This is a genomic window from Paenibacillus humicola, from assembly GCF_028826105.1.
In the GTDB taxonomy this organism is placed as follows: Bacteria; Bacillota; Bacilli; order Paenibacillales; family Paenibacillaceae; genus Paenibacillus_Z; species Paenibacillus_Z humicola.
Genome location: NZ_JAQGPL010000001.1, coordinates 1,797,250 through 1,822,534, shown reverse-complemented (window position 1 = coordinate 1,822,534; position 25,285 = coordinate 1,797,250). Strand labels below are relative to the sequence as shown.

General features: G+C 56.6%; 25 protein-coding genes. 5 read left to right on the top strand and 20 right to left on the bottom strand.

Annotated elements, in window-relative coordinates:
* Positions 1 to 87: 87 nt before the first annotated feature.
* Positions 88 to 321 (bottom strand): ferredoxin, encoded by a 234-nt coding sequence (locus PD282_RS08520; protein ID WP_274650093.1) that lies wholly within the window; start codon positions 319 to 321, stop codon positions 88 to 90.
* 70 nt (positions 322 to 391) lie between these two features.
* The gene (locus PD282_RS08515; protein ID WP_274650091.1) at positions 392 to 1,690 is read right to left on the bottom strand and encodes a DNA polymerase IV; all 1,299 of its coding nucleotides are present in this window, start codon (positions 1,688 to 1,690) and stop codon (positions 392 to 394) included.
* A gap of 164 nt (positions 1,691 to 1,854) precedes the next feature.
* Between PD282_RS08515 and cimA the strand changes: the two genes are divergently transcribed.
* Positions 1,855 to 3,465, top strand: coding sequence for a citramalate synthase (cimA, locus tag PD282_RS08510; RefSeq protein ID WP_274650089.1), 1,611 nt, complete (start codon positions 1,855 to 1,857; stop codon positions 3,463 to 3,465).
* A gap of 98 nt (positions 3,466 to 3,563) precedes the next feature.
* On the opposite strand, the gene PD282_RS08505 is transcribed toward cimA, so the two are convergent.
* Positions 3,564 to 4,178 carry a TlpA family protein disulfide reductase gene (locus PD282_RS08505; protein ID WP_274650087.1) on the bottom strand — a complete coding sequence of 205 codons (615 nt, stop codon included), beginning with the start codon at positions 4,176 to 4,178 and terminating at the stop codon, positions 3,564 to 3,566.
* A gap of 130 nt (positions 4,179 to 4,308) precedes the next feature.
* On the opposite strand from PD282_RS08505, the gene PD282_RS08500 reads away from it, so the two are divergent.
* Both PD282_RS08500 and PD282_RS08495 read left to right on the top strand, forming a co-directional pair.
* Positions 4,309 to 5,613 carry an MFS transporter gene (locus PD282_RS08500; RefSeq protein ID WP_274650085.1) on the top strand — a complete coding sequence of 435 codons (1,305 nt, stop codon included), beginning with the start codon at positions 4,309 to 4,311 and terminating at the stop codon, positions 5,611 to 5,613.
* 74 nt (positions 5,614 to 5,687) lie between these two features.
* Complete coding sequence (locus PD282_RS08495) at positions 5,688 to 6,194, top strand: M67 family metallopeptidase (RefSeq protein WP_274650083.1); 507 nt, start codon at positions 5,688 to 5,690, stop codon at positions 6,192 to 6,194.
* Here the strand turns inward: PD282_RS08495 and PD282_RS08490 are convergent.
* Genes PD282_RS08490 through PD282_RS08480 form a run of 3 tightly spaced genes read right to left on the bottom strand, consistent with a single transcriptional unit; the run spans position 6,168 to position 9,341 of the window.
* Complete coding sequence (locus PD282_RS08490) at positions 6,168 to 6,902, bottom strand: 3'-5' exonuclease (RefSeq protein WP_274650081.1); 735 nt, start codon at positions 6,900 to 6,902, stop codon at positions 6,168 to 6,170. The two genes, PD282_RS08495 and PD282_RS08490, sit on opposite strands and share 27 nt — an antisense overlap.
* Before the next feature lie 20 nt (positions 6,903 to 6,922).
* On the bottom strand, positions 6,923 to 7,990 hold the full coding sequence (locus PD282_RS08485) for a DUF294 nucleotidyltransferase-like domain-containing protein (protein WP_274650080.1): 1,068 nt from the start codon (positions 7,988 to 7,990) through the stop codon (positions 6,923 to 6,925).
* A gap of 40 nt (positions 7,991 to 8,030) precedes the next feature.
* Entirely contained in the window at positions 8,031 to 9,341 is a 1,311-nt protein-coding gene (locus PD282_RS08480; RefSeq protein WP_274655105.1) for an ammonium transporter, read from the bottom strand.
* A 464-nt stretch (positions 9,342 to 9,805) separates the two neighbouring features.
* On the opposite strand from PD282_RS08480, the gene PD282_RS08475 reads away from it, so the two are divergent.
* Positions 9,806 to 10,246 (top strand): MerR family transcriptional regulator, encoded by a 441-nt coding sequence (locus PD282_RS08475; RefSeq protein ID WP_274650079.1) that lies wholly within the window; start codon positions 9,806 to 9,808, stop codon positions 10,244 to 10,246.
* A gap of 32 nt (positions 10,247 to 10,278) precedes the next feature.
* On the top strand, positions 10,279 to 10,962 hold the full coding sequence (locus tag PD282_RS08470; RefSeq protein WP_274650078.1) for a zinc metallopeptidase: 684 nt from the start codon (positions 10,279 to 10,281) through the stop codon (positions 10,960 to 10,962).
* A 265-nt stretch (positions 10,963 to 11,227) separates the two neighbouring features.
* Here PD282_RS08470 and PD282_RS08465 read toward each other — a convergent pair whose 3' ends face one another.
* The 14 genes from PD282_RS08465 to cymR form a co-directional block, all read right to left on the bottom strand.
* Entirely contained in the window at positions 11,228 to 13,369 is a 2,142-nt protein-coding gene (locus PD282_RS08465) for a methyl-accepting chemotaxis protein (RefSeq protein ID WP_274650077.1), read from the bottom strand.
* 261 nt (positions 13,370 to 13,630) lie between these two features.
* A complete protein-coding gene (locus tag PD282_RS08460) occupies positions 13,631 to 14,881 on the bottom strand; it encodes a peptidase U32 family protein (protein ID WP_274650075.1) in 1,251 nt (416 codons plus the stop codon).
* A gap of 32 nt (positions 14,882 to 14,913) precedes the next feature.
* The gene (locus PD282_RS08455) at positions 14,914 to 15,858 is read right to left on the bottom strand and encodes a peptidase U32 family protein (protein WP_274650073.1); all 945 of its coding nucleotides are present in this window, start codon (positions 15,856 to 15,858) and stop codon (positions 14,914 to 14,916) included.
* Positions 15,858 to 16,991, bottom strand: a complete 1,134-nt coding sequence (gene mltG, locus PD282_RS08450) for an endolytic transglycosylase MltG (RefSeq protein ID WP_274655102.1) — start codon at positions 16,989 to 16,991, stop codon at positions 15,858 to 15,860. Before mltG ends, PD282_RS08455 begins: the two co-directional genes overlap by 1 nt.
* A 126-nt stretch (positions 16,992 to 17,117) precedes the next feature.
* A complete protein-coding gene (locus tag PD282_RS08445) occupies positions 17,118 to 17,417 on the bottom strand; it encodes a DUF1292 domain-containing protein (RefSeq protein ID WP_274650071.1) in 300 nt (99 codons plus the stop codon).
* Between the two features lie 37 nt (positions 17,418 to 17,454).
* Positions 17,455 to 17,757, bottom strand: a complete 303-nt coding sequence (locus PD282_RS08440; protein ID WP_274650069.1) for a DUF1292 domain-containing protein — start codon at positions 17,755 to 17,757, stop codon at positions 17,455 to 17,457.
* A 9-nt stretch (positions 17,758 to 17,766) separates the two neighbouring features.
* A complete protein-coding gene (ruvX, locus tag PD282_RS08435; RefSeq protein ID WP_274650067.1) occupies positions 17,767 to 18,183 on the bottom strand; it encodes a Holliday junction resolvase RuvX in 417 nt (138 codons plus the stop codon).
* A 21-nt stretch (positions 18,184 to 18,204) separates the two neighbouring features.
* Positions 18,205 to 18,471 carry an IreB family regulatory phosphoprotein gene (locus PD282_RS08430; RefSeq protein WP_274650065.1) on the bottom strand — a complete coding sequence of 89 codons (267 nt, stop codon included), beginning with the start codon at positions 18,469 to 18,471 and terminating at the stop codon, positions 18,205 to 18,207.
* A gap of 49 nt (positions 18,472 to 18,520) precedes the next feature.
* On the bottom strand, positions 18,521 to 21,157 hold the full coding sequence (gene alaS / locus PD282_RS08425) for an alanine--tRNA ligase (RefSeq protein WP_274655100.1): 2,637 nt from the start codon (positions 21,155 to 21,157) through the stop codon (positions 18,521 to 18,523).
* A gap of 448 nt (positions 21,158 to 21,605) precedes the next feature.
* Positions 21,606 to 22,676 carry an AI-2E family transporter gene (locus PD282_RS08420; protein WP_274655098.1) on the bottom strand — a complete coding sequence of 357 codons (1,071 nt, stop codon included), beginning with the start codon at positions 22,674 to 22,676 and terminating at the stop codon, positions 21,606 to 21,608.
* Between the two features lie 150 nt (positions 22,677 to 22,826).
* Positions 22,827 to 23,021, bottom strand: a complete 195-nt coding sequence (locus tag PD282_RS08415; protein ID WP_274650063.1) for a hypothetical protein — start codon at positions 23,019 to 23,021, stop codon at positions 22,827 to 22,829.
* Positions 23,018 to 23,569 carry a PRC-barrel domain-containing protein gene (locus PD282_RS08410; protein ID WP_274650061.1) on the bottom strand — a complete coding sequence of 184 codons (552 nt, stop codon included), beginning with the start codon at positions 23,567 to 23,569 and terminating at the stop codon, positions 23,018 to 23,020. The genes PD282_RS08415 and PD282_RS08410 overlap by 4 nt, the downstream gene beginning before the upstream one ends.
* Positions 23,570 to 23,585: 16 nt before the next feature.
* Positions 23,586 to 24,740: a cysteine desulfurase family protein gene (locus PD282_RS08405; RefSeq protein WP_274650059.1), complete on the bottom strand. Its 1,155-nt coding sequence runs from the start codon at positions 24,738 to 24,740 to the stop codon at positions 23,586 to 23,588.
* 15 nt (positions 24,741 to 24,755) lie between these two features.
* Positions 24,756 to 25,175: a cysteine metabolism transcriptional regulator CymR gene (cymR, locus tag PD282_RS08400; protein ID WP_274650057.1), complete on the bottom strand. Its 420-nt coding sequence runs from the start codon at positions 25,173 to 25,175 to the stop codon at positions 24,756 to 24,758.
* Between the last annotated feature and the right edge of the window lie 110 nt (positions 25,176 to 25,285).

Sequence of the window (25,285 nt, the reverse complement as noted above, 5' to 3'; positions counted from 1 at the left end):
TCATTTCTGCAAAAACAAAAAGCGGCTGATCGGGAGGCGTTCCCCCCGGTCAACCGCTTTTTCTCGATTCCACAGCGCAGAAAATCATTAATTAAACGGGCTGTCCGCAACTTTAATGGAATCGGTCGGGCAGCCGTCCGCAGCATCCTGCAGATCGTCGTACAGGTCTTCCGGAATTTCCGTCGTCCCCGTATTGCCGTCGTTTTCGTAGATTACTTCCGCAATACCCTCATCGTCGTAATCGTAAATATCGGGCGCGGTCGCTCCGCACGCACCGCAAGCGATGCACGTATCTTTGTCGACATAAGTAAACTTCGCCATCGTCTTTCCCTCCTATGGAATCGCAAGCATGTTATCAATTCTCTCATGCTATGATCATGAAAAGAAACCTTCATTCATCACTATATAACAAATGCTCGTCCGTTTGCAAGGATGTCCCGCGAATTCGCTTGTTGCGAATCAGCGTCGACGGGTCGCTGCCGAGCATGCCGGCTGTCAGTACCGCATCCTCGCCGAATTTATCGCGCAGCATGTCCATCGCTCTCGTCAAAGCCTCCTTGCGGGGCGTCAGCTCGTACTCGAACAGGTCCAACTGCACGGCCGCTTCATCCAGCGGCTTCAGGTTCTGCAGCGTGATTCCGAGCAGCCGGACAGGCTCCCCTTCGCGCCAGTGCTTGTCGAACAGCCTGCACGCCTCGCGGTGGATCACGCCCATCTCGTCCGTCGGATCCGGCATCGTCATCGAACGGGTAATCGTCGACATATCCGGCCTGCGGATCACGATCTGGACCGTCGAGGCGACGAGCTTCTGCCTGCGCATCCTTCTGCCTGTCTGGTCCGCCAGGTTCAGCAAAATCCGGTGCGCCTCCTGCCGGTCGGTTACATCGTGCGGCAGCGTCGTCGTATGGCCGACCGACTTGTTCCGCTCGCGGGCGGCGCTAACCGGAGCGCGATCGATGCCGTGCGCCGCTTCCTTCATCCAGGCGCCCATGACGCCGAACTGCTTCACGAGCAGCTGCTCGTCCGCCGCGGCGAGCTGGCCGATCGTGCGGATATTGAGCCGTTTCAGCTTCTCGGCCGTCTTGCGCCCGATGCCGAACAGCGCGTCGCACGGCTTGTCCCAGAGCAGCCGCGGAACGTCCCGGATGCGCAGCACGGTAAACCCGCCCGGCTTCTGCATATCGGAAGCCATCTTCGCCAGCAGTTTGTTCGGCGCCACGCCGACCGAGCACGGCAAATTCCATTCCCCGCGAATGCGGTCCTGAATTTGATGCGCGATTTGCAGCGGATCGCCGAAGGCGGACGATCCCGTTATATCAAGGTAGCATTCGTCGATCGACATCGCCTCGACAAGCGGCGTATACTGCCAGGCAATCGACATGAAGCCCCGGGAATATTGGCGGTACAAGTCAAAATCGGGCTTGATCAAAATCAGGTCCGGGCACGCCTGGAGCCCCTGCCTGACGGTCATTCCCGTACGGACCCCTTTGGCGCGGGCGGCGTAGGAGGACGTCACGATGATGCCTTTTCGCAGCTCGACGCTTCCGGCGACGGCCGTCGGTTTCCCGCGGTACAGCTCGGGCTCTTCGGCCTCGTGTACGGAGCAGTAGAAGGCGTTCATATCCAGATGCAGGATCACGCGGCCCTTCCGGGAGGAAAACAAGCCGTGATCCGTACGGTCCTCCGGCATAACCTCCCCCCTTTCGAATCCGGAGCTGCTTTATGGTTTCAGCATACAACCGAGCCGTAAGCCAGTCAATACGAACGCCGCTCCTTCGTTTACGCACCGGACAAGTGATGTTATAATTACTAGATGAATTTGCATAGGGTTTAATGAAGGAGGAGCGTCCAATCATGGCCAGCCAAATCTCGATTTTCGATACAACATTGCGGGACGGCACACAAGGCGAGGGAATCAGCCTCTCGGCGGACGATAAATTGAAGATTGCCCAGAAGCTCGACGCGCTGGGCGTTCATTATATTGAAGGCGGCAACCCCGGTAGCAACAGCAAGGATATCGAATTTTTTCAGCGGATCAAAGGGATGGGGCTGCAGGCCAAAATTACCGCGTTCGGCAGCACCCGCCGCAAAAACAGCGTCGCCGAGCACGACAGCAGTCTCGTCCGGATCGCCGATTCCGGCGTTCAGGCCGCAACGCTGGTCGGCAAATCGTGGGATTTCCATGTGCATACGGCGCTTCAGACGACGCTGGAAGAAAATCTCGCCATGATTTTCGATTCGATTGCATTCCTGAAAAGGAACGGTGTTGAAGCGATTTTCGATGCCGAGCATTTCTTCGACGGCTTCAAGCATAACCCCGAATATGCGCTGGCGGTTATGCGCAAAGCGCAGGAAGCCGGGGCGGACTGGCTTGTGCTGTGCGATACGAACGGGGGCACGCTCCCGGGCGAGGTGAGCGAAATCGTCGGACGAGTCCGGACGGAGCTGACCGCGCCGATCGGCATCCATACGCACAATGACTGCGAGCTCGCCGTCGCCAACACGCTGGCAGCCGTCCAGGCGGGAGCGCGCCAGGTGCAGGGAACGATCAACGGCTATGGGGAACGGTGCGGCAACGCCAACCTGTGCTCGATTATTCCGAACCTGCAGCTGAAGCTGAATTATAGCTGCGTGACCGAAGAGCAGCTTCAATCGCTTACCGGCGTCGCCCGTTATATCAGTGAAATCGCCAATGTCCATATGCCTGTCGGGCAGCCGTACGTCGGCAACGCGGCCTTCGCCCACAAAGGCGGTATCCACGTCTCCGCCATCATGAAGGATTCCAAGACGTATGAGCATATCCGCCCCGAGCTGGTCGGCAACAAGCAGCGCATTCTCGTCTCCGAGCTCGCCGGTCAGAGCAATATTATTTCCAAGGCGCAGGAGATGGGGCTCGACGTCAATGCAAACAACGATAAAACGAAGCGGATTATGGAACGCATCAAGGAGCTCGAGCACCAGGGCTACCAGTTCGAAGGCGCGGATGCATCGCTCGAGCTGCTGCTGCGGGACGCCTTCGGCGAGATGAAGGAAATTTTCCGGCTCGAATCGTTCAAAATGCTCGTCGAGAAAACAAACGGCCATATGAACGCGGAAGCGATCGTGAAGGTCAATGTGGACGGGCAGTCCGTCTATACGGCGGCGGAGGGGAACGGGCCCGTCAACGCGCTGGACAATGCGCTGCGCAAGGCGCTCGTTCAATTTTACCCCCGGATCAACGATATTCATCTTTCCGATTATAAAGTGCGCGTCATTGACGAAAAGGACGCGACGGCGGCCAAGGTGCGCGTGCTGATCGAATCAACCGATTTCAATAATACGTGGAACACGGTCGGCGTTTCGAGCAATGTCATCGAAGCAAGCTGGGAGGCCCTCGTCGACAGTATCCGTTACGCTCTGCTGAATATGGACAAAGTGCCCGTTTACGACGAGCCGAGAGAACGGCTCGGACTGGTCAATCACTGAAAGCATCCCTAACATAAATGCCCGGCTCAGCCGCCTGAACGCGCGCTGGACCGGGCATTTCTTCGATTACGATTGACGGAAATCGGATGATCCGGCCGCTACGCGGCCTTCTTCGGCTCCCCCTCGGCCTTCAGCCACTTGTCGATCAGCTGCTCCCATTCGCCCTTCTTGATGATGCCGGTAATCCTCTCCCTGACGATGCCGTTCGAATCGATGATCAGGCTCGTCGGGAACGAGCTCACTTTATAGGCTTCAACCGCTTTTCCCTTCCGGTCCATCAATATCGGAAAGGTCAGCTTCTGCTGATCGACGAATGCCCTCGCCTGGCGTTCTTGATCGTAATTCGTCGCGTTAATGCCGTACAGGTCGAGCTTGCCGTCGTATTTCTTCGACAGCGACTCCAGATCGGGCGCTTCCATCTCGCATGGATAACACCAGGACGCCCAAAAATTGACGATAAGCAGCTTGTCTCGCTTTCCGGCTACCTCGACAGGTTTTTCGTTCAAGTCCGTCAGCTCGAGCCGGGGAGCCGTATAGCCGGGCTTGGGGTTGACGTCCGCCGAACCCGCCGCCGATGACCCCGCAATGAGTCCGGGACCGCTGGCGGCCTTCGAACCTCCGGCATCCGCTTCGGCTCCGCTGTTCATATGCTGATATATCGCCACTCCGGCCAAAACGATGGCAACCGAGAGCAAAATCAAATATTTTCTCATGGTAGGCCTTCTTTCCCTATATCGTCGGTTAATCGTTACCTTCTCCATGTTACCATGTTCGGGAATGGAAGCTCAAGCGGAGGGGTACATTACAGGGTACCAATAAAATGACTGCGGGAGCGACCAACCAATGGCGACGACAACATCACGTTCTTCTGCCGGCAAACGCGGCGGCCTGCGCGTTGCGGATTATACCAAGGACGAAAATCGGAAACAGCCTTCCGGCAAAAACGGCGGGGGAAAATGGCTCGAGTATATCTCGCTCGCGACCGTTCCGCTCGTGCTCGTGCTGGGCAATTCGATGCTGGTGCCCATCCTTCCGGATATGGAGCGCAAGCTTCGGATTTCCGGCTTCCAGGCCAGCCTGGTCATTACGTTATTCTCCGTCGCAGCGGGAGTCGTTATTCCGCTGGCCGGCTATTTATCCGACCGTTTTTCGCGCAAGGCGATCATTTTGCCTTCACTTGCCGTATACGGCATCGCGGGTATTTTCGCCGGATTGGGCGCGGTATGGAACTCCTACTGGCTTCTGATCGTTTCGCGCGCCTTTCAAGGCATCGGAGCGGCAGGAACATCGCCGATTGCCATGGCGCTCGTAGGGGACAAGTATAAAGACGGCACCGAGAGCGAGGCGCTCGGCCTGATCGAGGCGTCGAACGGGGCCGGCAAGGTGATCAGCCCGATATTGGGCTCGCTATTCGCGCTGATCGTCTGGTATGCGCCGTTTTTTGCCTTTCCGATCTTCTGCGCGGCTTCGTTCGCCGCGGTGATGTTTTGGATCAAGGAGCCGAAATCGGACGACAAGCCGCCAACCGTGAAGCAGTACGTGGCCGACATCGTCACGTTGTTCAAAGAAAAAGGCCGCTGGCTCGTCTCCACCTTCATCTGCGGCGCACTCGGCCTGTTTATCCTGTTCGGCGTCCTGTTCCGTCTCTCAAACGTGCTGGAAGGAGCCCCATACCGGATTGACGGCGTCGCCAAAGGCGGCGTGCTGGCCATCCCGCTGCTCGGTCTGGTCGTCACCGCCTACGTGACCGGGCGGGTAATCAAAAAGAACGGCCCGCTGATGCGCCGCCTGATGGTGATCGGTCTCGCCATGATGTGCGTATCCCTCGCCGCCGCGGCGCTGCTTTACCGGAACATGTACTTCCTGATCGGCTTCGCGACGCTCAGCGGCATCGGAACGGGGCTCCTGCTCCCCTGCCTCAATACGCTCATCGCCGGGGCCGTCGACCGTTCGCACCGCGGCATGATCATGTCGCTGTACAGTGCGCTCCGTTTTTTCGGCGTCGCCTTTGGACCGCCGATATTCGGCTGGCTATCCGGCAAATCGGATGCTCTCCTTTACGGTGTCGTGTCCGGACTATCGCTCGCCGCCTTTTTCGTCGTGCTGCTGTTCGTACACCCGCCGAAGAAAGCCGGCAGCGCGTCCTGACCCTTTTCTTCCGAAGCTTCATCGCGTATACTGCCATCAAGGATGAAGCTTTTCGAAGAAAGGAGAAGCGCGGAATGCCGACTTATAGAACGCATGACGCCGGAGCGGGATCGGATCGCCGCGGCCGGGCGAGCATCACCCGCGAAGCGCTCGCCCTGATGCTCGCCGACTGCCGGCGGCGTTATCCGGCTGAAGCGTGCGGCGCTCTGGCGTGCAGCAGACCGGATGAGGGGCCGCTTGCGAATCGTTTGCCGGAAGGCTGCGTCGGGCCGGCGAACGCCGTATATCCGATCCGTAACGCCGCGCTAAGCAGCGGCAAAACATTCGCTTTCGATCCGTCCGACTGGATCCGCACCGTTTACGGCATACAAAAAAACCGACAATCGCTTGCCGGCATTTATCATTCCCATCCGCGAACCGAACCGGTTCCTTCGGCGGCCGATTTGGCCGGGCTCCGGTACCTCAAGGCGGACAGCTATTGGATTATATCGCTGGCGAATCCGGCGGAACCGCACATTCAGGCTTATCGTTTGCAGGACGGAAGGCTCTTGCCGTTAATGCTTGCTGAGGTAAGCGTATAAATCGTCCAGCGTAAATATGTTGCGGGCCGTAATCCGCTTCAAGTAATGCAGCCACAGCTTCGCGGTCATATAAGAATCCTCGAGCGCATGATGGCGCTGTGTAATCTCGATGCCGCTGTCCTGCAGCAATTCATCCAGCCCATAGCCTTCCCGTTTCGGTTCGAGCCATTTGGCCACCATCATCGTATCAAGTACCCGATGCGTCAGATTCACCTTCGACGTACGCCACAGCGCGGCATTCAGGAACTGTTTGTCGTGACCGCTCGCATGCGCGATGAGCATCCGTTTTCCGACAAACTCCATAAAATCGTGCAGTGCCTGCATAAGGTCCGGCGCGTCCGCCACCATATCGTTCGTAATGCCGGTCAGCTCCGTAATATGCTTGGGCACCTTCCGCTTCGGATTGACGAGGCTGTAGAACGAGCGGTTATCCTGCAGCCGGTCGCCCTTCAGCGTCACCGCGCCGATCGATAAAATTTCGTCGCCGTTGTAAGGATAAAATCCCGTCGTCTCCAAATCGAATACCACAACTTCCAGATCGAGCAGCGGCTGCGATAAAATCGACTCCTTCCGCTGCTCCTTCGACATCGAACGGATGAACGCCATCTGCTGCGCGTTTTGAGCGCCGAGCATCGAAGCGATTGCGGGCGTAATGCCGCCCATTTTATACAAATGCCACATCCGTCCGACGCTTTTATGTTCCTTCATGGTTTTCCCCTCCGCCTTGCCTAAAGCCTGCCGTGCGTTTCTTTCTCTACCCGCCGCTGCAGTCTTTTGCCGATTCGAAGTCCATCCTTCAGCTCCTCGACGATGTCCTTGGTCAGCTTGCTGCCGTGAATTTTGCCGTTGTTCCCGTACAGGTTCCCCTCATCCCGTTCAGTTGCCATGAGCCGAAGCTGCAGAAACAAACGGAACGCGCGGGCATACGACGAGGCATCCGACGCCGACAGCTTCCCTTTGAGCAGAAGCCCGCGGATGCGCGACAGCGTCGACGTTTCCCGCAGCTCCTCCTGCACGGCCATCAGCCGGATCGCATTCACCATCGGAATATAAGCGCCGTATTTAATATCCACGCTGCCGGCGTCCTCGCCGTACTGCTCCTTCAGCAGCTGGCCGAATACGCCGATCAGTATTTTGTGGCGCATCGTATTGTTGACCATATGGCGTACGATGACCGGGTTTTTGAGCATATCGGAGAAAAAGTGGTCCTTCAGCGCCTGAAAAAGCCGGCCCTCGCCGTAAATGAGGCGGCAGTCCGCCACGATCAGCAGGTAGCGGACGCGTTCCCAATCCGGTTCCGCAAACCACCCGTTCAGCTTCGCTTTCCAGGCCGGCAGCGACATCCGCCACTCCGGATTCGAGCTCAGCACGTTGCCCTCGCATGGCGGGTAACCAAGCTGCTGCAGCATATCGACGATCGTTTCCGTCAACGTTTGAAAGTACGCGGCGACCTGCTCCTTCGCTTCGCCGCCCGGATCGGCATATACCAGTCCGCTGTCCTGATCGCTCGATAGCGTCTGCTCCTCCCTGCCGCCGCTGCCGAACAACAAATATGCGTAAGGCACGGGCGGGGTTCCAAGTCCCGACCGTGCCAGCATCGACTCTGATAAGGCAATCGCTCGCCTGATTAAAGCGTTGTGCACCTCGTTCAGATCCGTATATAATTGTTCGACCGGCTGCCGGAGGAGCTGTGTGCGTAAATGCTCGTGGAATTGATCCCGCAATCCGCGCAGCGACGCCGCATCATCGGCTGCAGCGATGAGCGGCAGGAGCTGCGCACAAACCGGATCGCTCATGCGGCCTGCTCCTCTCGGTCTTGAGATAAGTCGATTCGTATTACATGTTTTGCGCTTTTTTCATTTGCTCCGGATAACCGTAGGAGCCGTGCTCGGACAAGTCGAGACCGATGATTTCCTGTTCTTCCGTCACGCGGAAGCCCATGACCGCCTTCATAATGCCGAGCAGGATGAACGATGCCGCAAGCACGTATGCGCCGCAGATGACGACCGATTCGAGCTGAACGCCGAGCTGGTGCCAGCTGCCCGTATCGATCAGGCCGCCTTGGCCGACGCCGACCTGCTCCGCCAGCTTTTGCGTTGCGAAAATGCCGTTGGCAAGCGTTCCCCAAATACCGGCCGCGCCGTGAACGGACATCGCGTAAATCGGATCGTCGACTTTGATTTTCTCGAAAAACTTGGCGCTGAAATAAACGAGCACGCCTGCCACAAGACCGATGACGACCGCAGCCCACGGATCGACAAACGCACAGGATGCCGTGATGGCGACGAGACCGGCGAGCGCGCCGTTCAGCATCGTGCCGATTTCGGCCTTGCCGGAAACGAGCCAGGAAATGAGCATCGCCGCAACCGCGCCGGCAGCCGCTCCGAGCTGTGTATTGAACGCGACATAGCCGAAGAAACCGGTGCCTACGCTGAGCGCGCTGCCTGCGTTAAAGCCGAACCAGCCGACCCACAGCAGCAGAACCGACAGTGCGCTGAATACTTGGTTATGGCCGAGAATTTCGTTTGCCGAGCCGTCTTTGTTGAATTTACCGATACGCGGTTTAAGCAGCACCGTCGCCGCAAACGCCGCCAGCGCGCCCGTCAAGTGAACGACCGTCGAACCGGCGTAATCCTGCGCGCCGGCTTTCGCCAGAAAACCGCCGCCCCAAATCCAGTGCGCGATGACCGGATAAATGACAGCCGTGAACAAAATCGTGAACACCAGGTAGGAAGCCAGCTTTGCGCGCTCCGCGAAACCGCCCCATGCGATGGAGAGCGAAATCGAAGCAAAGGCAAGCTGGAAAATGAAGAAAATTGTCGTCGGGTAGCTTTCGCCTTCACCGGCGACCATCGGCGGATTAAAGAAAAAGTTGCCGGCGCCGATAAATTTGCTGATCGCCGAATTGGCATTATCCGTGCCGAACGAGAAACCGTAACCTACAGCCCAGTATACCAGGGAACAAAGACCCAGCGTAAAAATAGTCTTGCCGGCGACGTGACCGGCGTTTTTCATCCGCGTCGAACCGGATTCGAGCAGAATGAAGCCGCCCTGCATCAGAAGCACAAGCACGCCTGCAACGAGCACCCAAATCGCGTTCAGCCCCATATTCAGCGTTGCTGCGGACGGATCGTCCGCAAACGCCATTGCAGGGAACAATAACGCCAACGCCCCCAAAGAGATTGCTAATTTCTTGACCACTACGACCACTCCCTAATAATGTTATGTTTCATCACATATGAGGAAAGACTTAATGTCATTATAGTCAGAAGTACTTAGTTTGACAATATAGTTTTGCTATTTTCAATAATTTTATCTAACATTGTGACGGATTAAGATGCCGAACGTTAAGTTTTTTCCGTCTTTTCCCCCGAAACCGCTGCCAACGGCCGGATTAATTTTCGTCTTTTCCCAAAAGTTTTGCCCTGTTCACTTTTCTTCCATGCGTTTCCTCCAGCGGGAGCGAGCCGAAATGCGTGCTGCAGGGATCCCCTGGTAATGAAAAGCATAACGTTTGACTGTATGGTTCTACATTCGGTATCATATATATAAATAGATGTAAGGAGCATGAACCGCTCGCGCCGTGAGAATAATGAAGGAAGGTGAAGACATTGGCAGACAAACCATTGTATCGGATCGGCGAATTATCCAAAAAGGCCGGTGTCAGCCCTCGAACGATCGACTTTTACACTTCCCTTGGGCTGATCGAACCGGAGACCCGTTCAGCCAAAAATTATCGCCTCTACAGCGATGAAACCTTGCTTCGGCTCAAACGTATTGAACAAATGAAGCAGGACAAATATTCCTTGGACGAAATCCGCGCCGTCATCTCCGCTTGGCGGAAGGTTTCTTCTCAGGAGCAGGTGTCCAGCAAGCTCACGGACTTCCAGCTGCATCTGGAACAGCTGCAGCGCGAAGTGAAGGAGCTGGAGCCCGTTCTGAATCAGCTGAAGCCGCAGCAGGCGAAGCATCTGTTTAAGCGTATCGTGCCGCAAACGGCCGCCTGCGTCGAAGCGCTGATGCTGCTGCTGAACAAGAGCGGGATTATGTAGCACAAATCTATACCTGTGGAGGGAACGGCAAAATGTTTTTTCATCCGATGGACATCCTGATTATACCGGCGTTCATCTTGTCCGTATGGGCCCAGTTCCGCGTACGCGGCACCTTTAACCGCTGGTCCGAGGTGAGCACCTACAGCGGCATGACGGGTTACGATGCGGCAAGGCGGATGCTGGACGCGAACGGATTGCACGATGTGCCGATCGAGCCCGTCCCCGGCGCGCTGACCGACCACTACGACCCGATACACCGAGTCGTAAGGCTGTCGGAGCCCGTCTATTACGAAAGCTCGATTTCGGCCGTTTCCGTGGCTTGTCACGAGGTAGGGCACGCGATTCAGCATAAGGTGCATTATCCGATGCTAACGCTTCGCCACCGCATCTTCCCGGTCGTGAATATCGCGTCGGGCGCGGCGCCTTTCCTGCTGATCGCCGGCTTCCTGTTTAACATGACGGGGCTGATCGGTTTGGGGATTCTGTTCTTCTCCTGCGCGGTCGCTTTTCAGCTCATTACGCTGCCGGTTGAATTCAACGCCAGCAGCCGCGCTCGCGCCCTGATGGTTTCGGAGGGCTTCATTACGAACGACGAGGAACGAGGCGTGGCGAAGGTGCTTAACGCCGCCGCGCTGACCTATGTCGCCGCCGCTTTGATCTCGATGCTCGAGCTGCTTAAATATATCATGATCTTTACCCAAAGCCGGGAAGAGTAAGCCTGCGGCGCTCAAGAGAAGGATCGACGATCCTCTCTTTTTTTGTGCCCGGATTTTCACGAGAACGGCAGTCGTCGCGTCGGCTGAACGCCAGGCTTTGCATACAAATGAAGAGGCTGAATCGGGAGATGATGATTCCCTGATCGGCCTCTTTTCGTGTTGGACAAGCGCAGTACTTAGCGAAAAAAGGGGCAATCCCGGGAGCCAATTATCGGATCCTCAGGATTACCCCTTTGACCAGAGCCTGTGCAGCTGCAATAGCCGATTATTCGGTTCGAAACCGCGACAACGTCTCTTTCAGTTCGGTCGAAACGGACTCCAGCTTATCGGACAGCTTGACCAGACCTTCGCTGATATTCGTTTGCTCATTGCTGAGCGAAGCGACTTCTTCCGAGGTTGCCGATGCTTCCTCGGCAACGGCGCTTACATTGCTCATCGCTTCGGAAAGCACGCCCTGCGAACGGTCGAGCACGCCGATCGAATCCGTGACGGAGTCCAGCCGTTCCACGAATTCGCTCATCTGCCCCTGAACCTTCAGGAAAATTTGGTTGGCTTCCTTAACCGACTGAATTTGCTGCTGGAAGATCGGATAGGCGGTCGACAGCACGCTGACCGTTTCGTCGATTTCCTTTTGAATCGTCTCCGTAATCTGGCCGACGACATCGATCGATTGGCGCGATTGATCGGCCAGCTTACGGATTTCGTCGGCGACGACCATGAACCCTTTGCCTGCGGCACCGGCACGGGCGGCTTCAATGGTCGCATTCAGCGACAAGATGTTCGTCTGCTTCGAAATATTGTTGAGCACGTCAAGAATTTTGCGAATCGAACGCGTGCTTTCCTTGAGCAGATCGACCTTTTCGACCATCGACCGGGTCATCTCTTCGGTCTGGCCCGTTTTCTCGATCAGCGTATTCATGTAAGCCGTCCCCTGCTGGCTCGCCGATTCGACCTCGGACGCCGCAGCGCCCATCTGCCGGTTCGCACTCATGACCTGCTGCATCTGTTCCCCGATTTCCGTCGTCAAGTCGCTGCCCTTCTCGGCTTCGACGGCCAGACTGGTCGCTCCATTCGCGATTTCTTCGGTCGCGACCGCAATTTCGCGGGCCGATCCGGCCGTTTTCTTCGAAGCGTCCGTCAGCTCGGTCGCCGTATGCAGCACTTCCTGTGCCGTTCGGCTTGTCTGCGTCACAAGCGCCGTAATTTGCGCCATCATCTGGTTGAAGCTTTCGGAAAGCTGGCCGATTTCATCCCTGCTTTTTACCTTGGACCGAACCGATAAATTCCCCTGAGCGGCTTCATTCATCAAATTGCACAGCCGAACGAGCGGAATTGCAACCATCCGAATGACGAGCAGTCCGATCCCGATAGCCAGCAAGGCGGCGATGGCAGCGATAATCCAAGTCAAATTGCGGATTTTAGCCGCATCCTGAACGAGCGATTGGACCGGAACGGTTCCTACGATCCGCCAATCCATCCGATCGAACTGGTCGTACATCACGAGCAAGTCGGACCCGCCGGGCGAGACGGCTTGAAGCGACCCGTGCGTAACCGAGCTGTCGGACGTCGGCAGCTTAATCGATAACGGTTTTTCCAGCTGCGCGACATCCTTGGAATAAACCAGGTTGTTGGCGTCGTCGACGATCATGATTTCGCTGCCGCTCCCAAGCGATACATCCGCCAGCTGATCGCTGATTTGCTGCAAATAGACTTCAACGAGTAAAATATAATCGCCTTTGTTCGTGTTGGCATTTTTCAGTACGCGCCCTAATGCGAAGGTCGGACCGGGACTTGCACTACTCAACCCGTGCGATTTGGTAGGAAGCCATACAACCTTGCCTCCGGCATCGACAATCTGCTTCATCCAGTCCGATTTCTGCGCGTCTTCAATCGAAACGGCCGATCCCCCGACGGAAATGCCGATCGTGCCCTTGATCGGAATAATAGAAGCGTTGGCAAGCGAGGTATTCCCAAGCACATACACCTGCAGCGCATCGGACAGCTTCTTCGATGCAACGAACTGCTGGTAGCTGTCGCCGGACGCTTGCATCATGCTGATGTTGTCCTGAATATTTTTATCCAGCATGATCTGCAAGGTCAAATCCTCGTAGTTTTTGAACATCAGATCCAGCTTGCCCTGCGACTGGGATAGGGCAACCGTGCCGGACTCGGTGACTTTCTCCTTAATTATCGATTTCGAGGTGGAATAGGAAAATAGGCCTACAATTAGAACGCATACGAGGATTGCGGAAAAAATGATAAGAAACAGCTTGACCCCGACCGATTTGACGGGGTTTGAAATTTTGATCCCCCTGACGCCGTTCAGCGCTGCGGCATACATCGAATTCCCGCTTGCTTTTCTGTCTTCAGACCCTGTCCCTGTTCTCGTTTTGGTTAACCATTTCATCGCAGACACCACCTGAGTCGTTTGTATTTGTCGCTCGGTTCCTGATTGCAGCGGGCATGCGGCTAAGAAACCTTTCTCTTCATTTGAACTTCTAAATGAGCATAATTCAGGAAATTCCTTCCTTCCCATGTTAAGGATTGATGTCTCCTTTATCGGCGCCGCCGGTCCTTTTTATTAGTTCTAAAGTAAGAAATTTTGCTCGTCCGGACGCAAAAAAACCCGCCGCTTATGAAAGCGGCGGGCTACTCTGGCCATATCCGGTCAGCGCATCCGTTTACGCATGATATCCATCGGTTTCACCGGGCGATCCGTATGCAGGACAATCCGCTGCAGCGGATGGCGCGCAGCATCAAGCTCCGTACCGGCTTCATCCGTAATCCGGCCGACCTTTTGAGTGAAAAACGTGCCGTGCGGACCGAAAAACTCAATATCCATTCCCGGTTTGAAATGGTTTCGCTGCTCGATGACCGCAATGCCGGTCGATTCGTCGTACGACAGCACCACGCCGGCAAAATCGTACGGCGCCGGCTTTTCCTCCGGCTCGTAAATATGATCTTCGGCCCCCGGCGTATCGTAGAAAAATCCGGTATTGAGCGGGCGGTTCGCCGCCTTGTGGATTTCCTCGAGCCATTCCGGCTTTAACGTATAATGCTCCGGATCTTCCATATAAGCGTCAATGGCTTGGCGGTACGCGTTTACGACCGTTGCGACGTAGTGAAGGCTTTTCATCCGGCCCTCGATTTTGAAGCTGTCAACGCCGGCGTCAATGAGGTCCGGCAGCCGCTCCAGCATCGACAGATCCTTCGAGCTCATCGTAAACTTATCGTCCTCCGGTCCGGTCAGGGCAAGATCGTCCTCGTACAGATCGTATTTCCAGCGGCACGACTGGCAGCAGCCCCCGCGGTTCGAATCGCGATCGGTAAAATGGTTGGAGAGCACGCATCGTCCGGAATAGGACGAGCACATGGCGCCATGAATAAACGCCTCGATTTCAATATCGACGTGCGCCTTGATTTCCGCAATCTCCTGCACGCTCGCTTCCCTCGCCAGCACGACGCGCGGCAATCCTTCTTCCTTCCAGAACTTGACCGCTTGCCAGTTTAACGTCGACTGCTGCGTACTGAGATGCACCTCCAGCTTAGGAGCGACCCGCTGCGCCATCTCGATAATAAACGGATCGGCGGCGATAATAGCGGCAATGCCCGCCTCCTGCAAGCCGATCAGGTAGTCCTCGAGACCGGCGATATCCTCGTTGTGGGCATAAATGTTCGTGGCCACGAACACCTTCGCGCCGTAGCGAGCGGCAAAGTCGACGCCCTCCTTCATTTCCTCGAAGCTGAAATTGTCCGCGCCGGAGCGCAGGCCGTATTTTTGCCCTCCGATATAGACCGCATCCGCGCCGTAATGAACGGCGAATTTCAGCTTCTCCAAATTACCCGCCGGAGCGAGCAGCTCCGGCTTGGCGAGGCGGTGCCTTTTCCCTGTCAAACGCGGCTTTGTTTGTGTTGTCATGACTTGTTTCACCTCCTGTTGCTTTGCTTTGTTTAATAGACCTGCTCCTTATAGAAAAAGCCGTAAGACAGCTCGCGGTGCGGATCCTGTACGGCGCGAATTTCATCCAGCCAGCGCTCCTGGAATTCGTAGCTCGCCGGATTGGCACAATACGCGTCGATAGCGGCCCGGTAATTCCGAATGACCGTCTCGTTATACTCGGGCGTCTTCAACAGCCCTTCGATGCGGAAGCTGTCGATCTCCGCTTCCATCAGCTCGTGCAGGTTCTCGATCATGCAAATATCGTCCGAGCTCATGATATGGGTGCCGCCGGCGTCCTCGTAGATCGGAAACCGTTCATCCGGCCGCTCCGTCTCCACCAAAACCAGGCCTTCTTCGATCGTTCCCGCAGGCGCATTCGGCGGCAGATCGCCGCGGTCCTCCCGGTGCTTGAAATAGTTTTGAACGAGCGGCCGCTTGGAATGGTAAATGTTCGTCGGGCCGTGCACCTGAACCTGAACCTCGAGCTGCGTATGCCGTTTCGCTTCGATAATCTGCTCCAAGTTCAGCTCGCGTGCCGCGACAAAGCGGGTAGCCCCGCGCCGGCCCCAATAATTGGCCGTTTCGTAGTTCGTCGACGTCATCTCCGCGTTCCAATGCAGCTTCATGGACGGCGCCGCTTGCCGGACGGCCATCAGAACGGCGGGATCGCCGAACGTAATGGCGTCAACGCCAGCATCGGCAACTCCGTGCACGTAATCCGCGAGCGAAGCGACAGCCGCATTGTCCAGCACGTTCGTCATCGCGGCGTAAATGCGTACCCCTCGCGGTTTTGCCAGCCGTACGGCATCGGCGATCTGCTGCAGGCCGAACTCCCCCGGCAATCGGACGCCGTAAGGGGACTCCCCGACGATGAAGGCATCCGCTCCGGCATTCATATAACGCTCCAGCTCTTCCAGCGAGGCGGCGCCGGTCAGCAGCTCCGGTTTTCGCACCATTATGTTGCGCCTCCCTGCTTCGCGATTTCGTTGCTTTTCTCGATGTTGTGGTTGTGCTCCGCCAGCGTACGGGCAAATAAATGCTCGCGGCTGCCGTCTTTCTTCGTGACATAATAATAATAATCGGTTTTGGCCGGGTAAAGCGCGGCTTCGATCGATTTCAAGCTGGGCGATGCGATCGGACCGGGCGGCAATCCTTTAACCAAATACGTATTGTACGGGCTGTCCACCTTCAAGTCTTTTTCGAACAGGCGCTCCTTCGGCTTGCCCAGCGCGTACTGAACCGTCGCGTCGATTTGCAGCGGCATGCCTTTGGCTAACCGGTTGTAAATGATTCCCGCGACGATCGGGCGTTCTTTGTCCACGACCACTTCGCGCTCGATCAGAGACGCAATCGTCATCATCTGATGAAAATCGATTTTCCGATTGGCAAGTGCGGTTTCCCAATTGTCCGGCAGACTGTCGAGCTTGCGGTCAAGCTCGGTCAGCATGCGTTCGATCAGGTCCTCCGGCTTCGAATTCTTCGGCATTTCGTACGTTTCCGGGAACAGATAGCCTTCCAGACGATGCTCCAGCTTTGCCGATTTCGGAATATTGCGCACCGCCGCGGCTTCGCCCCAATCCCGGTCGGCATCCGCCGCCTTCAGAAAAGCGGCTTTATCCGCGATCCCCTTCTGGCTTAGCAAATCGGCAATTTGCTCGACCGTATAGCCCTCCGGAATCGTAAAACGAACCGTTTCCGGCTTTACGATCTGGCCGGCGTTCACCTTCGCAATGATCGCATCCCTCGTCATGCCGGGCGTCAGCTCGTAGACGCCGGCCTGAAAATGCGGCCCTTCATGCTTATAGCGCAGATAATATTTGAACAGAAAAGCATTTCGGATCACGCCTTCGTTTTCGAGCGCCTCCGCAAACTGAAACGGCGACATTCCCTTCTTCAGCTCGACTTTGACCGGCGCTCCCGCAGAAGCCGGACGCAGACCGTTCCAAACGTATAATGCGGTTCCGCCCAGGACGGCCGCGATAAGGCCGAGCAGCGTGAGTACGACCCACATCGTGATGCGTCCGCGTCCCGGCCCGGCCGATTTTCGATGATTGCCTGCCGGTCTGCCTTCCGCCGGCTGCTGCTCCATTTGATTCAAACGAAATCCTCCATTGTCCGTCTCATCTATGCCTGAATTCGCGGAAAAAGGGCGGCTGAGCCGCCCCTCCCGTCATCGTATTCGACTGCCGCCCGATAACGAGCGGTCTACGCTGCTTCAGGGGGTCTCGCCGCCGCCGAAAACCAAATCGTCGTACGCTTCGGCCGCCAGCTCCCATTCGTCCTCGTCGTCGATCGTCTCAAGCTCCGGCTCCGAGCCGGCCGTTACGGAAATACGGAAAAACGCCGTCTCGTCGTTTTTCCGCATTTCCCGCGTCTGCAAGCCGGCATAAGCCCGGCCGCCGATTTCAAATTCGGCTGCAATCCGGTACGGCTCGGTCTGGCCATCCTCGCCGACCAATTCGACCTCGGTCCCGTACAACGGCTGCAGCACCGATATCCGTTTCACTTCGGTCACGCTAAAACAGCTCCTTTCATGAAGGCGCCGGCGCGGCCTAGTCGTTCTCGTCGATTTCGGCCAGGAGCGTATTGAACGTTTCCTCGACCATGTTCCATTCTTCTTCGTCTTCGATGGTGTACAGCTTCAAATCGTCGCCTTCTTCTTCGTAGCGGAAGGCGTAAACTTCGTCGGCTTCATCGTCCTCCGATTCCGAATTGAGCGGTACGACCATCATATATTTCTGGTCGGAGCCGTCGACCTCGAACTTCATGACAACCTCGAACTCTTCCTCGTTGCCGTCTTCATCCGGAATGTAGATGATTTCGGGCTCTTCGTACTGCATGTCGTCCTTTGCCATCGTCAACCCTCACCTTTTCGTTTTAGAATCGAGATAATTTTGCAAAATGAGCGCTGCCGCCATTTTGTCCACCACTAATTTTCGCTTCTTTCGGCTGACATCCGCTTCCAGCAGCGTGCGTTCCGCGGCTACCGTCGTCAGCCGTTCGTCCCAAAGGTGAACGGGTACATTTAGTTTTTGCTGCAAATCCTGTGCGAATGCGATGCAAATTTCGCCACGCGGGCCGATGGTGCCATTCATGTTCTTCGGTAATCCGACTACGAATTCGGTTACTTCATGCTCGCTTGCCAGTTTGGCAATGGCCTCGAACTCGCCGCCGTCGCGGCGCTTCTGCACGACGCCGACGCCTTGCGCGGTCCAGCCGAACGCGTCGCTGACGGCGACGCCGATGTTGCGGTCGCCGTAATCCAAACCCATGACGCGCATAGGAGCCTCATTTCTATTCCGTTATGATTTGCGATGCTGACTCAAATAGGAACGGACCAGTTCTTCAATCAGCTCGTCTCGCTCTTTTCGGCGAATTAAACTTCTGGCGTTGTTGTGCCGCGGAATGTACGCGGGATCTCCGGAAAGCAAATAGCCGACGATTTGGTTGATCGGATTGTAGTCCTTCTCCTGCAGCGCATCGTAAACCGACAGCAGAATCTCCTTTGAAGAAGTTTCGGGACCGTCCGCCTTAACGTCGAATTTCATTGTCTTGTCCATGGAACTCATCGCCAGCACCTCACTTTCCAAGCCGCTTGACAGCCGGTTTATATCCCTATCATATCACATTTGCCTGAGTTAGAACCAGATCTTCGGCAATTTGCAGCGCATTGTCCAGCTTAGCCGGATCCTTTCCGCCCGCCTGCGCCATATCGGGCCGTCCGCCGCCTCCGCCGCCGCATGCAGCCGCAGCTTCCTTGACGATTTTGCCCGCGTTGAACCCTTTTTTCACCAGCTCGGGCGATACGGCGGCAACCAGATTGACCTTATCCTCCACGGCAGCTCCGAGTATGATGACGGAGGCGGGCAGCTTCGCTTTCAGCTCGTCGGCGATGCCGCGCAGCGCATCCATGGTAGGAGCGCTGACCTTCGCCGCAAGCACCGTAACGCCGCCGGCCGTCTTCGCCTTCGACTCGAGCGATCCCGCTTCGATGCGGCTCAGCTTGCCCTGCAGCGATTCGTTCTCGCGGGCGAGCTCCTTCAGCTGCGCGAACTGCGTTTCGATCCGCTTCGGAACGTCGCCGACGTTCGATTTCAGCAGCGCCGCCGCCTGCTTCAGCACATCCAGCTGCTGTTCCACATAAGCGTAAGCGTGCCGGCCGGTCACGGCTTCAATGCGGCGGACGCCGGAGCCGATACCGCTCTCGCCGGTCAGCTTGAACAGGCCGATCTGGGCCGTGTTCACCACGTGGCAGCCTCCGCAAAGCTCCAGGCTGTAATCGCCGATGCGCACGACGCGCACGACATCGCCGTATTTCTCGCCGAAGAGCGCCATCGCGCCCATCGCCTTCGCCTCGGCCAGCGATTTATTGTCGATCTGGAGCTCGGTGCCCCGCCAAATCTGCTCGTTGACCCGGCGCTCGATATCCGCAAGCTCCGCCGGGCTGATGCTGCCGAAGTGGGAAAAGTCGAAGCGCAGCCGCTCCGGCTCGACAAGCGATCCCGCCTGGTTAACATGCTCGCCAAGCACGTCCTTGAGCGCGCGGTGCAGCAGATGCGTCGCCGTATGGTTCTTGACGATATCCTCGCGGATCTCCGCGGTTACGGCAGCCGTAACCGTATCGCCTGTGCGCACCGTCCCGCTCGACACGAGCGCGTGATGAACCGGCTGACCGTGCGGCGCCTTGGTGACGTCTTCGACTAACAGGCGGAAGCCGGCGCCGGCGATTTCGCCTTTATCCCCGATCTGTCCGCCGCTTTCCGCGTAGAATGGCGTCCGATCCAGCAGCACCAAGACGCGGCTGCCCTCGCCGGCCGTTTCGACGAGCCCGCCGTCTTCGACAATCGCAATAATGCGAGAGCCCTCGGCCGTCAGCCGGCCGTAGCCGACAAACTCCGATTTGCCGGTAAAATCGGCAAGCGGGCCGCCCTGCACGTTCATGCCGCCGGTTTCCTGACGGGCCGCCCTTGCCCGTTCGCGCTGCGCTTCCATCGCTTCCTCGAAGCCCGCCCGGTCGACGGTCATGCCCTGCTCGGAGGCGTAATCCTCCGTCAGATCGAACGGAAAGCCGTACGTATCGTACAGCTTGAACGCATCCCGGCCGGCAATTTCGTTGCGCCCTGCAGCCCGGTTTGCCTCCGTCAGCTCGGCCAGCAGCGTAAGGCCTTCCGTCAGCGTCTCATGGAAACGCTCTTCCTCGGTACGGATGACCCGTTCGATAAACTCGCGTTTCTCAACCACTTCCGGATAATAGACACCCATAATCTCGCCGACGACCCCGACCAGCTCGTGCAGGAACGGACGGTCGACGCCGATCGTTTTGCCGTAGCGGACGGCGCGGCGGAGCAGCCGCCGGATGACGTACCCGCGCCCTTCGTTCGAAGGCATGACGCCGTCGCCTACCGCAAACGCGACCGTACGGATATGATCGGCGATCACCTTCAGAGCGACGTCGGTATCCTCGTTCTCATGATAGCGGACGCCTGCGATTTCGCACGTTCTGTCGATGATCGGCCGGAACAGGTCGGTATCGAAATTCGAATCGACGTCCTGCAAAATCGACGCAAACCGTTCGAGCCCCGCCCCGGTATCGATGTTTTTGTTCGGGAGCGGCGTATAGCTGCCGTCTTTATTATGATTATATTGCGAAAATACGAGATTCCATACTTCGAGGAACCGCTCGTTCTCGCCGCCGGGCCAGCATTCGGGATCGCTCAGATCGCCGTATTTGTCGCCCCGGTCGTAGAAAATTTCCGTGCACGGTCCGCAAGGACCTTCGCCGATGTCCCAGAAGTTATCCTCAAGCTTATAGATCCGCTCGGCAGGCAGACCGATTTTCTCGTGCCAATAGCGGAACGCCTCTTCGTCCTCGGGATACACGGTCACGGACAGCCGCTCCGGATCGAAGCCGATCCACTGCGGGCTCGTCAGAAACTCCCAAGCCCATGTAATCACTTCTTCTTTAAAGTAATCGCCGATCGAGAAATTGCCGAGCATCTCGAAAAACGTATGGTGCCGGCGCGTTTTGCCGACGTTCTCGATGTCGTTGGTGCGGATGCATTTCTGCGAGTTGGCGATCCGCGGGTTATCCGGCTTCACGCGCCCGTCGAAATACGGCTTCAGCGGCGCCATCCCGGCATTAATCCAGAGCAGAGACGGATCGTTATGCGGCACGAGCGAAGCGCTCGGCTCGATTTTATGACCTTTGCTCTCAAAAAAAGCGAGCCACTTGGAACGGATTTCACTAGCTTTCATCATCGGTCATTGCCTCCACGGAATTAAAATTCACTCCAATTCGATGCGATCTCCGAAGCCGGCTCCTTTCCGCAAACAGGCAAAGAAAGGCTTCCTTCGGAGAAAATAAAAAACGCCCCCGTAAAACAGGGACGAATCGTTCGCGGTACCACCCTGGTTATTGCCCGGCTTCAAGCTCCGGACGCAGACAACCGCCGCATCCCGGCACCCTGCCGGCAATCTCCTCAAAGGCGTTAACGGGCCTGCCCGGTGAAGTTCGTTCACACTCCGAAACCAGCTTTCCGCTGTCCTTCGCCTATAGAATTTTCGCAGCCGACACGCGCAGATGGCGCGTGAAGAAATTCTTTCTCTGGAAGGCGGGCTACAGCGTACTTCGATTTCATCGCCGATTTGAGCCATATACTTTTCACAGACTTGTCAATAGTATAATAGCAAAAACAGCCGGTTGTCAAATCGTTTTCCGCCGAACGTAATAAGCGAACATATGCTGCACGATCACCTTCAGCGCGGCGAAGATCGGCACAGCCAAAATCATCCCGACAATGCCTGCCAGCTCCCCGCCGACAAGCAGCGCGAAAATGATCGACAGCGGGTGCATATGCAGCGTCCGGCCGACGACCTGCGGCGATACAACGTTGCCCTCGAGCGTCTGGCAGATCATGTTGACGATGATCACCATCAGCATCATTTTAAACGACACCGTCGAGGCTACGACAAGCGCCGGCGCGGCGCCGAAGAACGGGCCGAGATAGGGGATGATATTGGTCACCGCCACAATGCTCGCAAGGAGCAGCGAATACGGGATACCGATGATCAAATAGCCGATATAAGCAAGTATGCCGACGATCAAACAGACGATAAACTGCCCCCGGATATAGCTTCCAAGCGCGTTGTCGATATCCTTCAGCAAACGGACGGCATGCTTGCGGTGCGGCTTGGGCACATAGGTCAGCACCGTCCGTTCGAACACATCGAAATCCTTTAGGATGTAGAATGCGAGGAACGGGATAATAAACCCGAGAAACACAACGTTCAGCAATTGGCCGATATTGTTGATCACGCTGAAAATCGCGTCCGACGCCTGCTTTTCAAGCTTGTACAGCGCATTATTGACGCCATCGCGAAAGCTTTCGGGCAGAAACGACGAATTGTTGAGGTCGTTCACGATGCTTTGCGCCCGCATCGTCAGGTCAGGCATATGCCGGTTCAGCTCCTGCAGCTGCTCCAAAAACATCGGAATCGCGTTCACGAGCACAACGGCAAGCGACGCGCAAAATACCGCATAAATGAGCAGGATGGCGGCCGTTCTCGGCACCTTTCGCTCATGCAGCAGACTGACGACCGGGTTCAGCACGTACGAAATGATCATGGCGATCAGGAAAGGAGCCAGCACGGCGCGCAAGAACACATAAATATTGACGATGATCGGCTTCAGCAGCAGCAGCAAATACAGCACGATCAGCCCGAGGATCGTATAGACGAGCCAGACGAACAGGCGATTTTTCGTAAAGCGTTCCAGGCGCAATCCCTCCCTCCCCGAAAATCCCAGCCTTCACCTTGTTACAGTATATGTACAAGTCCTGCAAAACATCCTTCCTCTCCGGCGGCCGCCGGGCAAAAAGAAAGACGGCCCTGCTGGCAGGGCCGTCCGCTTCTCTCGCTTAACGCATCAGTTTGCATGTACTTGAGGCATTTCCTCTTCGAAGAACAAATCGTCCAGCGAGCTGAGCGTTCCGTCTTCCTCGACTTGAAAGACCGACATTTTGTCGCCGTTAACGGTCAATTCGATGAAGCATCCCCAGCAATAATATTGATGGGATCCGATTTTACCGATATCTTTCGAGCTGCAGTTTGGGCATTTCATAGTCCATTTCTCCCTATATCCGAATCAGAAGCGGCGACCGGCTCCAAACGGTTTTCACTGCCGGCCGGAACGATAATCGCATCTTCGCCTAGCATGACGGCGTCGGGATCCTCCGGCGACGGGAGCCACCAGCGGCCCTCCATCAAATCCGATACAAAACCGTCCGTCAGTTCATAGCCTACTATCTGTGTACCCTGAAAACCTTCAAAATAAACATCCGATAAACGTCCGAGCTGCTGGCCGTCGATCGTGACGACAGGCAAATCCTTGAGCCGGATCAACCCGGTATAAAAAGAACGCTGTACCTCGGCCGCTTTGCTTTTGCGAACGGAATCTGCGCTCATGATGAGAACGGCATCGTCACCGCAAACGAGTACGTGGTGCCACCGAACGGATTTCATCGGCGTAAGAAAACGCCTCCCGGCGTCCAGCACAATGCCGTCCAGCCGCCAATGCTCGTCGAACCACGCGTCCTTCACGTAGCCGACGCGTTTGCCGGCGTCCGTCTCGATGACGGGAAGCCCGATAACATGCTGCAATCGTATCACGTCGAGGGAAATCCTCCTAGGAATTTTTACGAATGCGGCCCAAAAAAGTTGCAACTTTTTGCGCCGCAGCGTCGAGTTCCTCCAAAGTATTCCCCAAACCGAAGCTGAAACGTACAGCCGAATCGATTCGCTCCTCAGGCAGCCCCATCGCTCTCAGGACGTGCGATTTCTCCAGCGCGCCCGCCGTGCAGGCCGAGCCGCCCGAAGCCGCGATGCCCGCCATGTCCAGGTTCATCAGCATCGTTTCCGTATCGACGCCGATGAAGCTGATGTTGACGATGTGCGGCAGCCTCTCCGAAGGGTGACCGTTTACCGCAAGCCTGTCCCGGCCGAAAATATCGGTCATCCGTTCTACCCATTTATAACGAATCAGCTCGAGAAAAGGTTTCTTCTCCGCCATGGAATTCACAGAAAGTTCAATCGATTTCGCAAACCCTGCGATACCGGCGACATTTTCAGTCCCCGGACGCCGTTTGCGCTCCTGGGAGCCGCCGAAAAACGTCGGTTCGAACGGCGCGGACTTGTTAATGTACAACGCGCCGACGCCCTGCGGCCCGTTAACTTTATGGCTTGAAAAGCTCATCAGATCGACCGGGAGCCGCTTCAGATCGATCGGCAGCAGGCCGAGCGTCTGCACGGCGTCGACATGGAAAAGCGCGCCGCGCTTCCGGGAGATCTCGCCGATCTCGGCGATCGGCTGAATCGTGCCCGTTTCATTATTGGCGTGCATGACGCTGACGAGCGCCGTCTCGGGTCCGACGGCAGCCTCGGCGTCGGCCGGCGAAACGCGCCCGTTCCCGTCAACCGGCAGGAACGTGACCCGGAATCCGTCCCGTTCCAGCGCTTCCGCTGCATCGAGTACGGCATGATGCTCAGCCGCGCTCGTTACGATATGATTCTTGCCGCGAGCGCGCCCGGCTCTCGCGGCGCCGAATAACGCGATATTGTCGCTTTCCGTTCCCCCGGAGGTGAATACCAGCTCCGATGGGCTGCAGCCGACCGCCTCCGCGATTCGCTCCCGCGCCCGGCTGACCAGCGACCTTGCGCTGCGGCCGAAGCTGTGCAGGCTCGAAGCGTTGCCCGGAGCGCCGGCGTATATCTCCATCATGACCTTGACGACCTCCGGATGAACCGGCGAAGAAGCCGCGTGGTCGAAATAAAACCGTTCCATAGTCACCGGCATCCTTTAAATATAAAACATGTACGAGTCGACCTGGCCCTCGTCCTTGTAGGCAATCAGATCGGCGAGCGTCGTCGAGTCCAGCACCTCTGCAATGCCGTCGCGGATACGGAGCCACAGGTCCCGCTTGGCCGGGTCGTCTTCTTCGGTAAAGTCGACCGGCGAAATCGGTCCTTCCAGGATTCGGATCACATCGCCGGATGTAATTCCCTCCGGCTCGCGCGACAATATATAGCCGCCGTAAGCACCGCGGATACTTTTAACGAGTCCCGCATTGCGCAGCGGAGCGATCAGCTGCTCCAAATAATGCTCGGACAGCTGATTGCGTTCGGCGATGCTTTTCAGCGAAGTCGGGCCTTCCCCGTATTTGGCCGCAAGCTCCATCATAATCGTAAGACCGTAACGGCCCTTTGTTGAAATTTTCAATTCGGACACCTCTTCCCAGCAGCGTGCATCACAGCGTATTTCGATATGAAAGCCGCATCCAGCCGGCTGAATCTCATTCTTTTTATACCCATATCATTTACATGTTAGCA

Coding starts and splice junctions, on each gene's coding strand:
- PD282_RS08520 (WP_274650093.1), bottom strand. CDS start 321: ATGGCGAAGTTTACTTATGTCGACAAAGATACGTGCATCGCTTGCGGT.
- PD282_RS08515 (WP_274650091.1), bottom strand. CDS start 1,690: ATGCCGGAGGACCGTACGGATCACGGCTTGTTTTCCTCCCGGAAGGGC.
- cimA (WP_274650089.1), top strand. CDS start 1,855: ATGGCCAGCCAAATCTCGATTTTCGATACAACATTGCGGGACGGCACA.
- PD282_RS08505 (WP_274650087.1), bottom strand. CDS start 4,178: ATGAGAAAATATTTGATTTTGCTCTCGGTTGCCATCGTTTTGGCCGGA.
- PD282_RS08500 (WP_274650085.1), top strand. CDS start 4,309: ATGGCGACGACAACATCACGTTCTTCTGCCGGCAAACGCGGCGGCCTG.
- PD282_RS08495 (WP_274650083.1), top strand. CDS start 5,688: ATGCCGACTTATAGAACGCATGACGCCGGAGCGGGATCGGATCGCCGC.
- PD282_RS08490 (WP_274650081.1), bottom strand. CDS start 6,902: ATGAAGGAACATAAAAGCGTCGGACGGATGTGGCATTTGTATAAAATG.
- PD282_RS08485 (WP_274650080.1), bottom strand. CDS start 7,990: ATGAGCGATCCGGTTTGTGCGCAGCTCCTGCCGCTCATCGCTGCAGCC.
- PD282_RS08480 (WP_274655105.1), bottom strand. CDS start 9,341: ATGGCGTTTGCGGACGATCCGTCCGCAGCAACGCTGAATATGGGGCTG.
- PD282_RS08470 (WP_274650078.1), top strand. CDS start 10,279: ATGTTTTTTCATCCGATGGACATCCTGATTATACCGGCGTTCATCTTG.
- PD282_RS08465 (WP_274650077.1), bottom strand. CDS start 13,369: ATGAAATGGTTAACCAAAACGAGAACAGGGACAGGGTCTGAAGACAGA.
- PD282_RS08460 (WP_274650075.1), bottom strand. CDS start 14,881: ATGACAACACAAACAAAGCCGCGTTTGACAGGGAAAAGGCACCGCCTC.
- PD282_RS08455 (WP_274650073.1), bottom strand. CDS start 15,858: ATGGTGCGAAAACCGGAGCTGCTGACCGGCGCCGCCTCGCTGGAAGAG.
- mltG (WP_274655102.1), bottom strand. CDS start 16,991: ATGGAGCAGCAGCCGGCGGAAGGCAGACCGGCAGGCAATCATCGAAAA.
- PD282_RS08440 (WP_274650069.1), bottom strand. CDS start 17,757: ATGGCAAAGGACGACATGCAGTACGAAGAGCCCGAAATCATCTACATT.
- ruvX (WP_274650067.1), bottom strand. CDS start 18,183: ATGCGCGTCATGGGTTTGGATTACGGCGACCGCAACATCGGCGTCGCC.
- PD282_RS08430 (WP_274650065.1), bottom strand. CDS start 18,471: ATGAGTTCCATGGACAAGACAATGAAATTCGACGTTAAGGCGGACGGT.
- alaS (WP_274655100.1), bottom strand. CDS start 21,157: ATGAAAGCTAGTGAAATCCGTTCCAAGTGGCTCGCTTTTTTTGAGAGC.
- PD282_RS08415 (WP_274650063.1), bottom strand. CDS start 23,021: ATGAAATGCCCAAACTGCAGCTCGAAAGATATCGGTAAAATCGGATCC.
- PD282_RS08405 (WP_274650059.1), bottom strand. CDS start 24,740: ATGGAACGGTTTTATTTCGACCACGCGGCTTCTTCGCCGGTTCATCCG.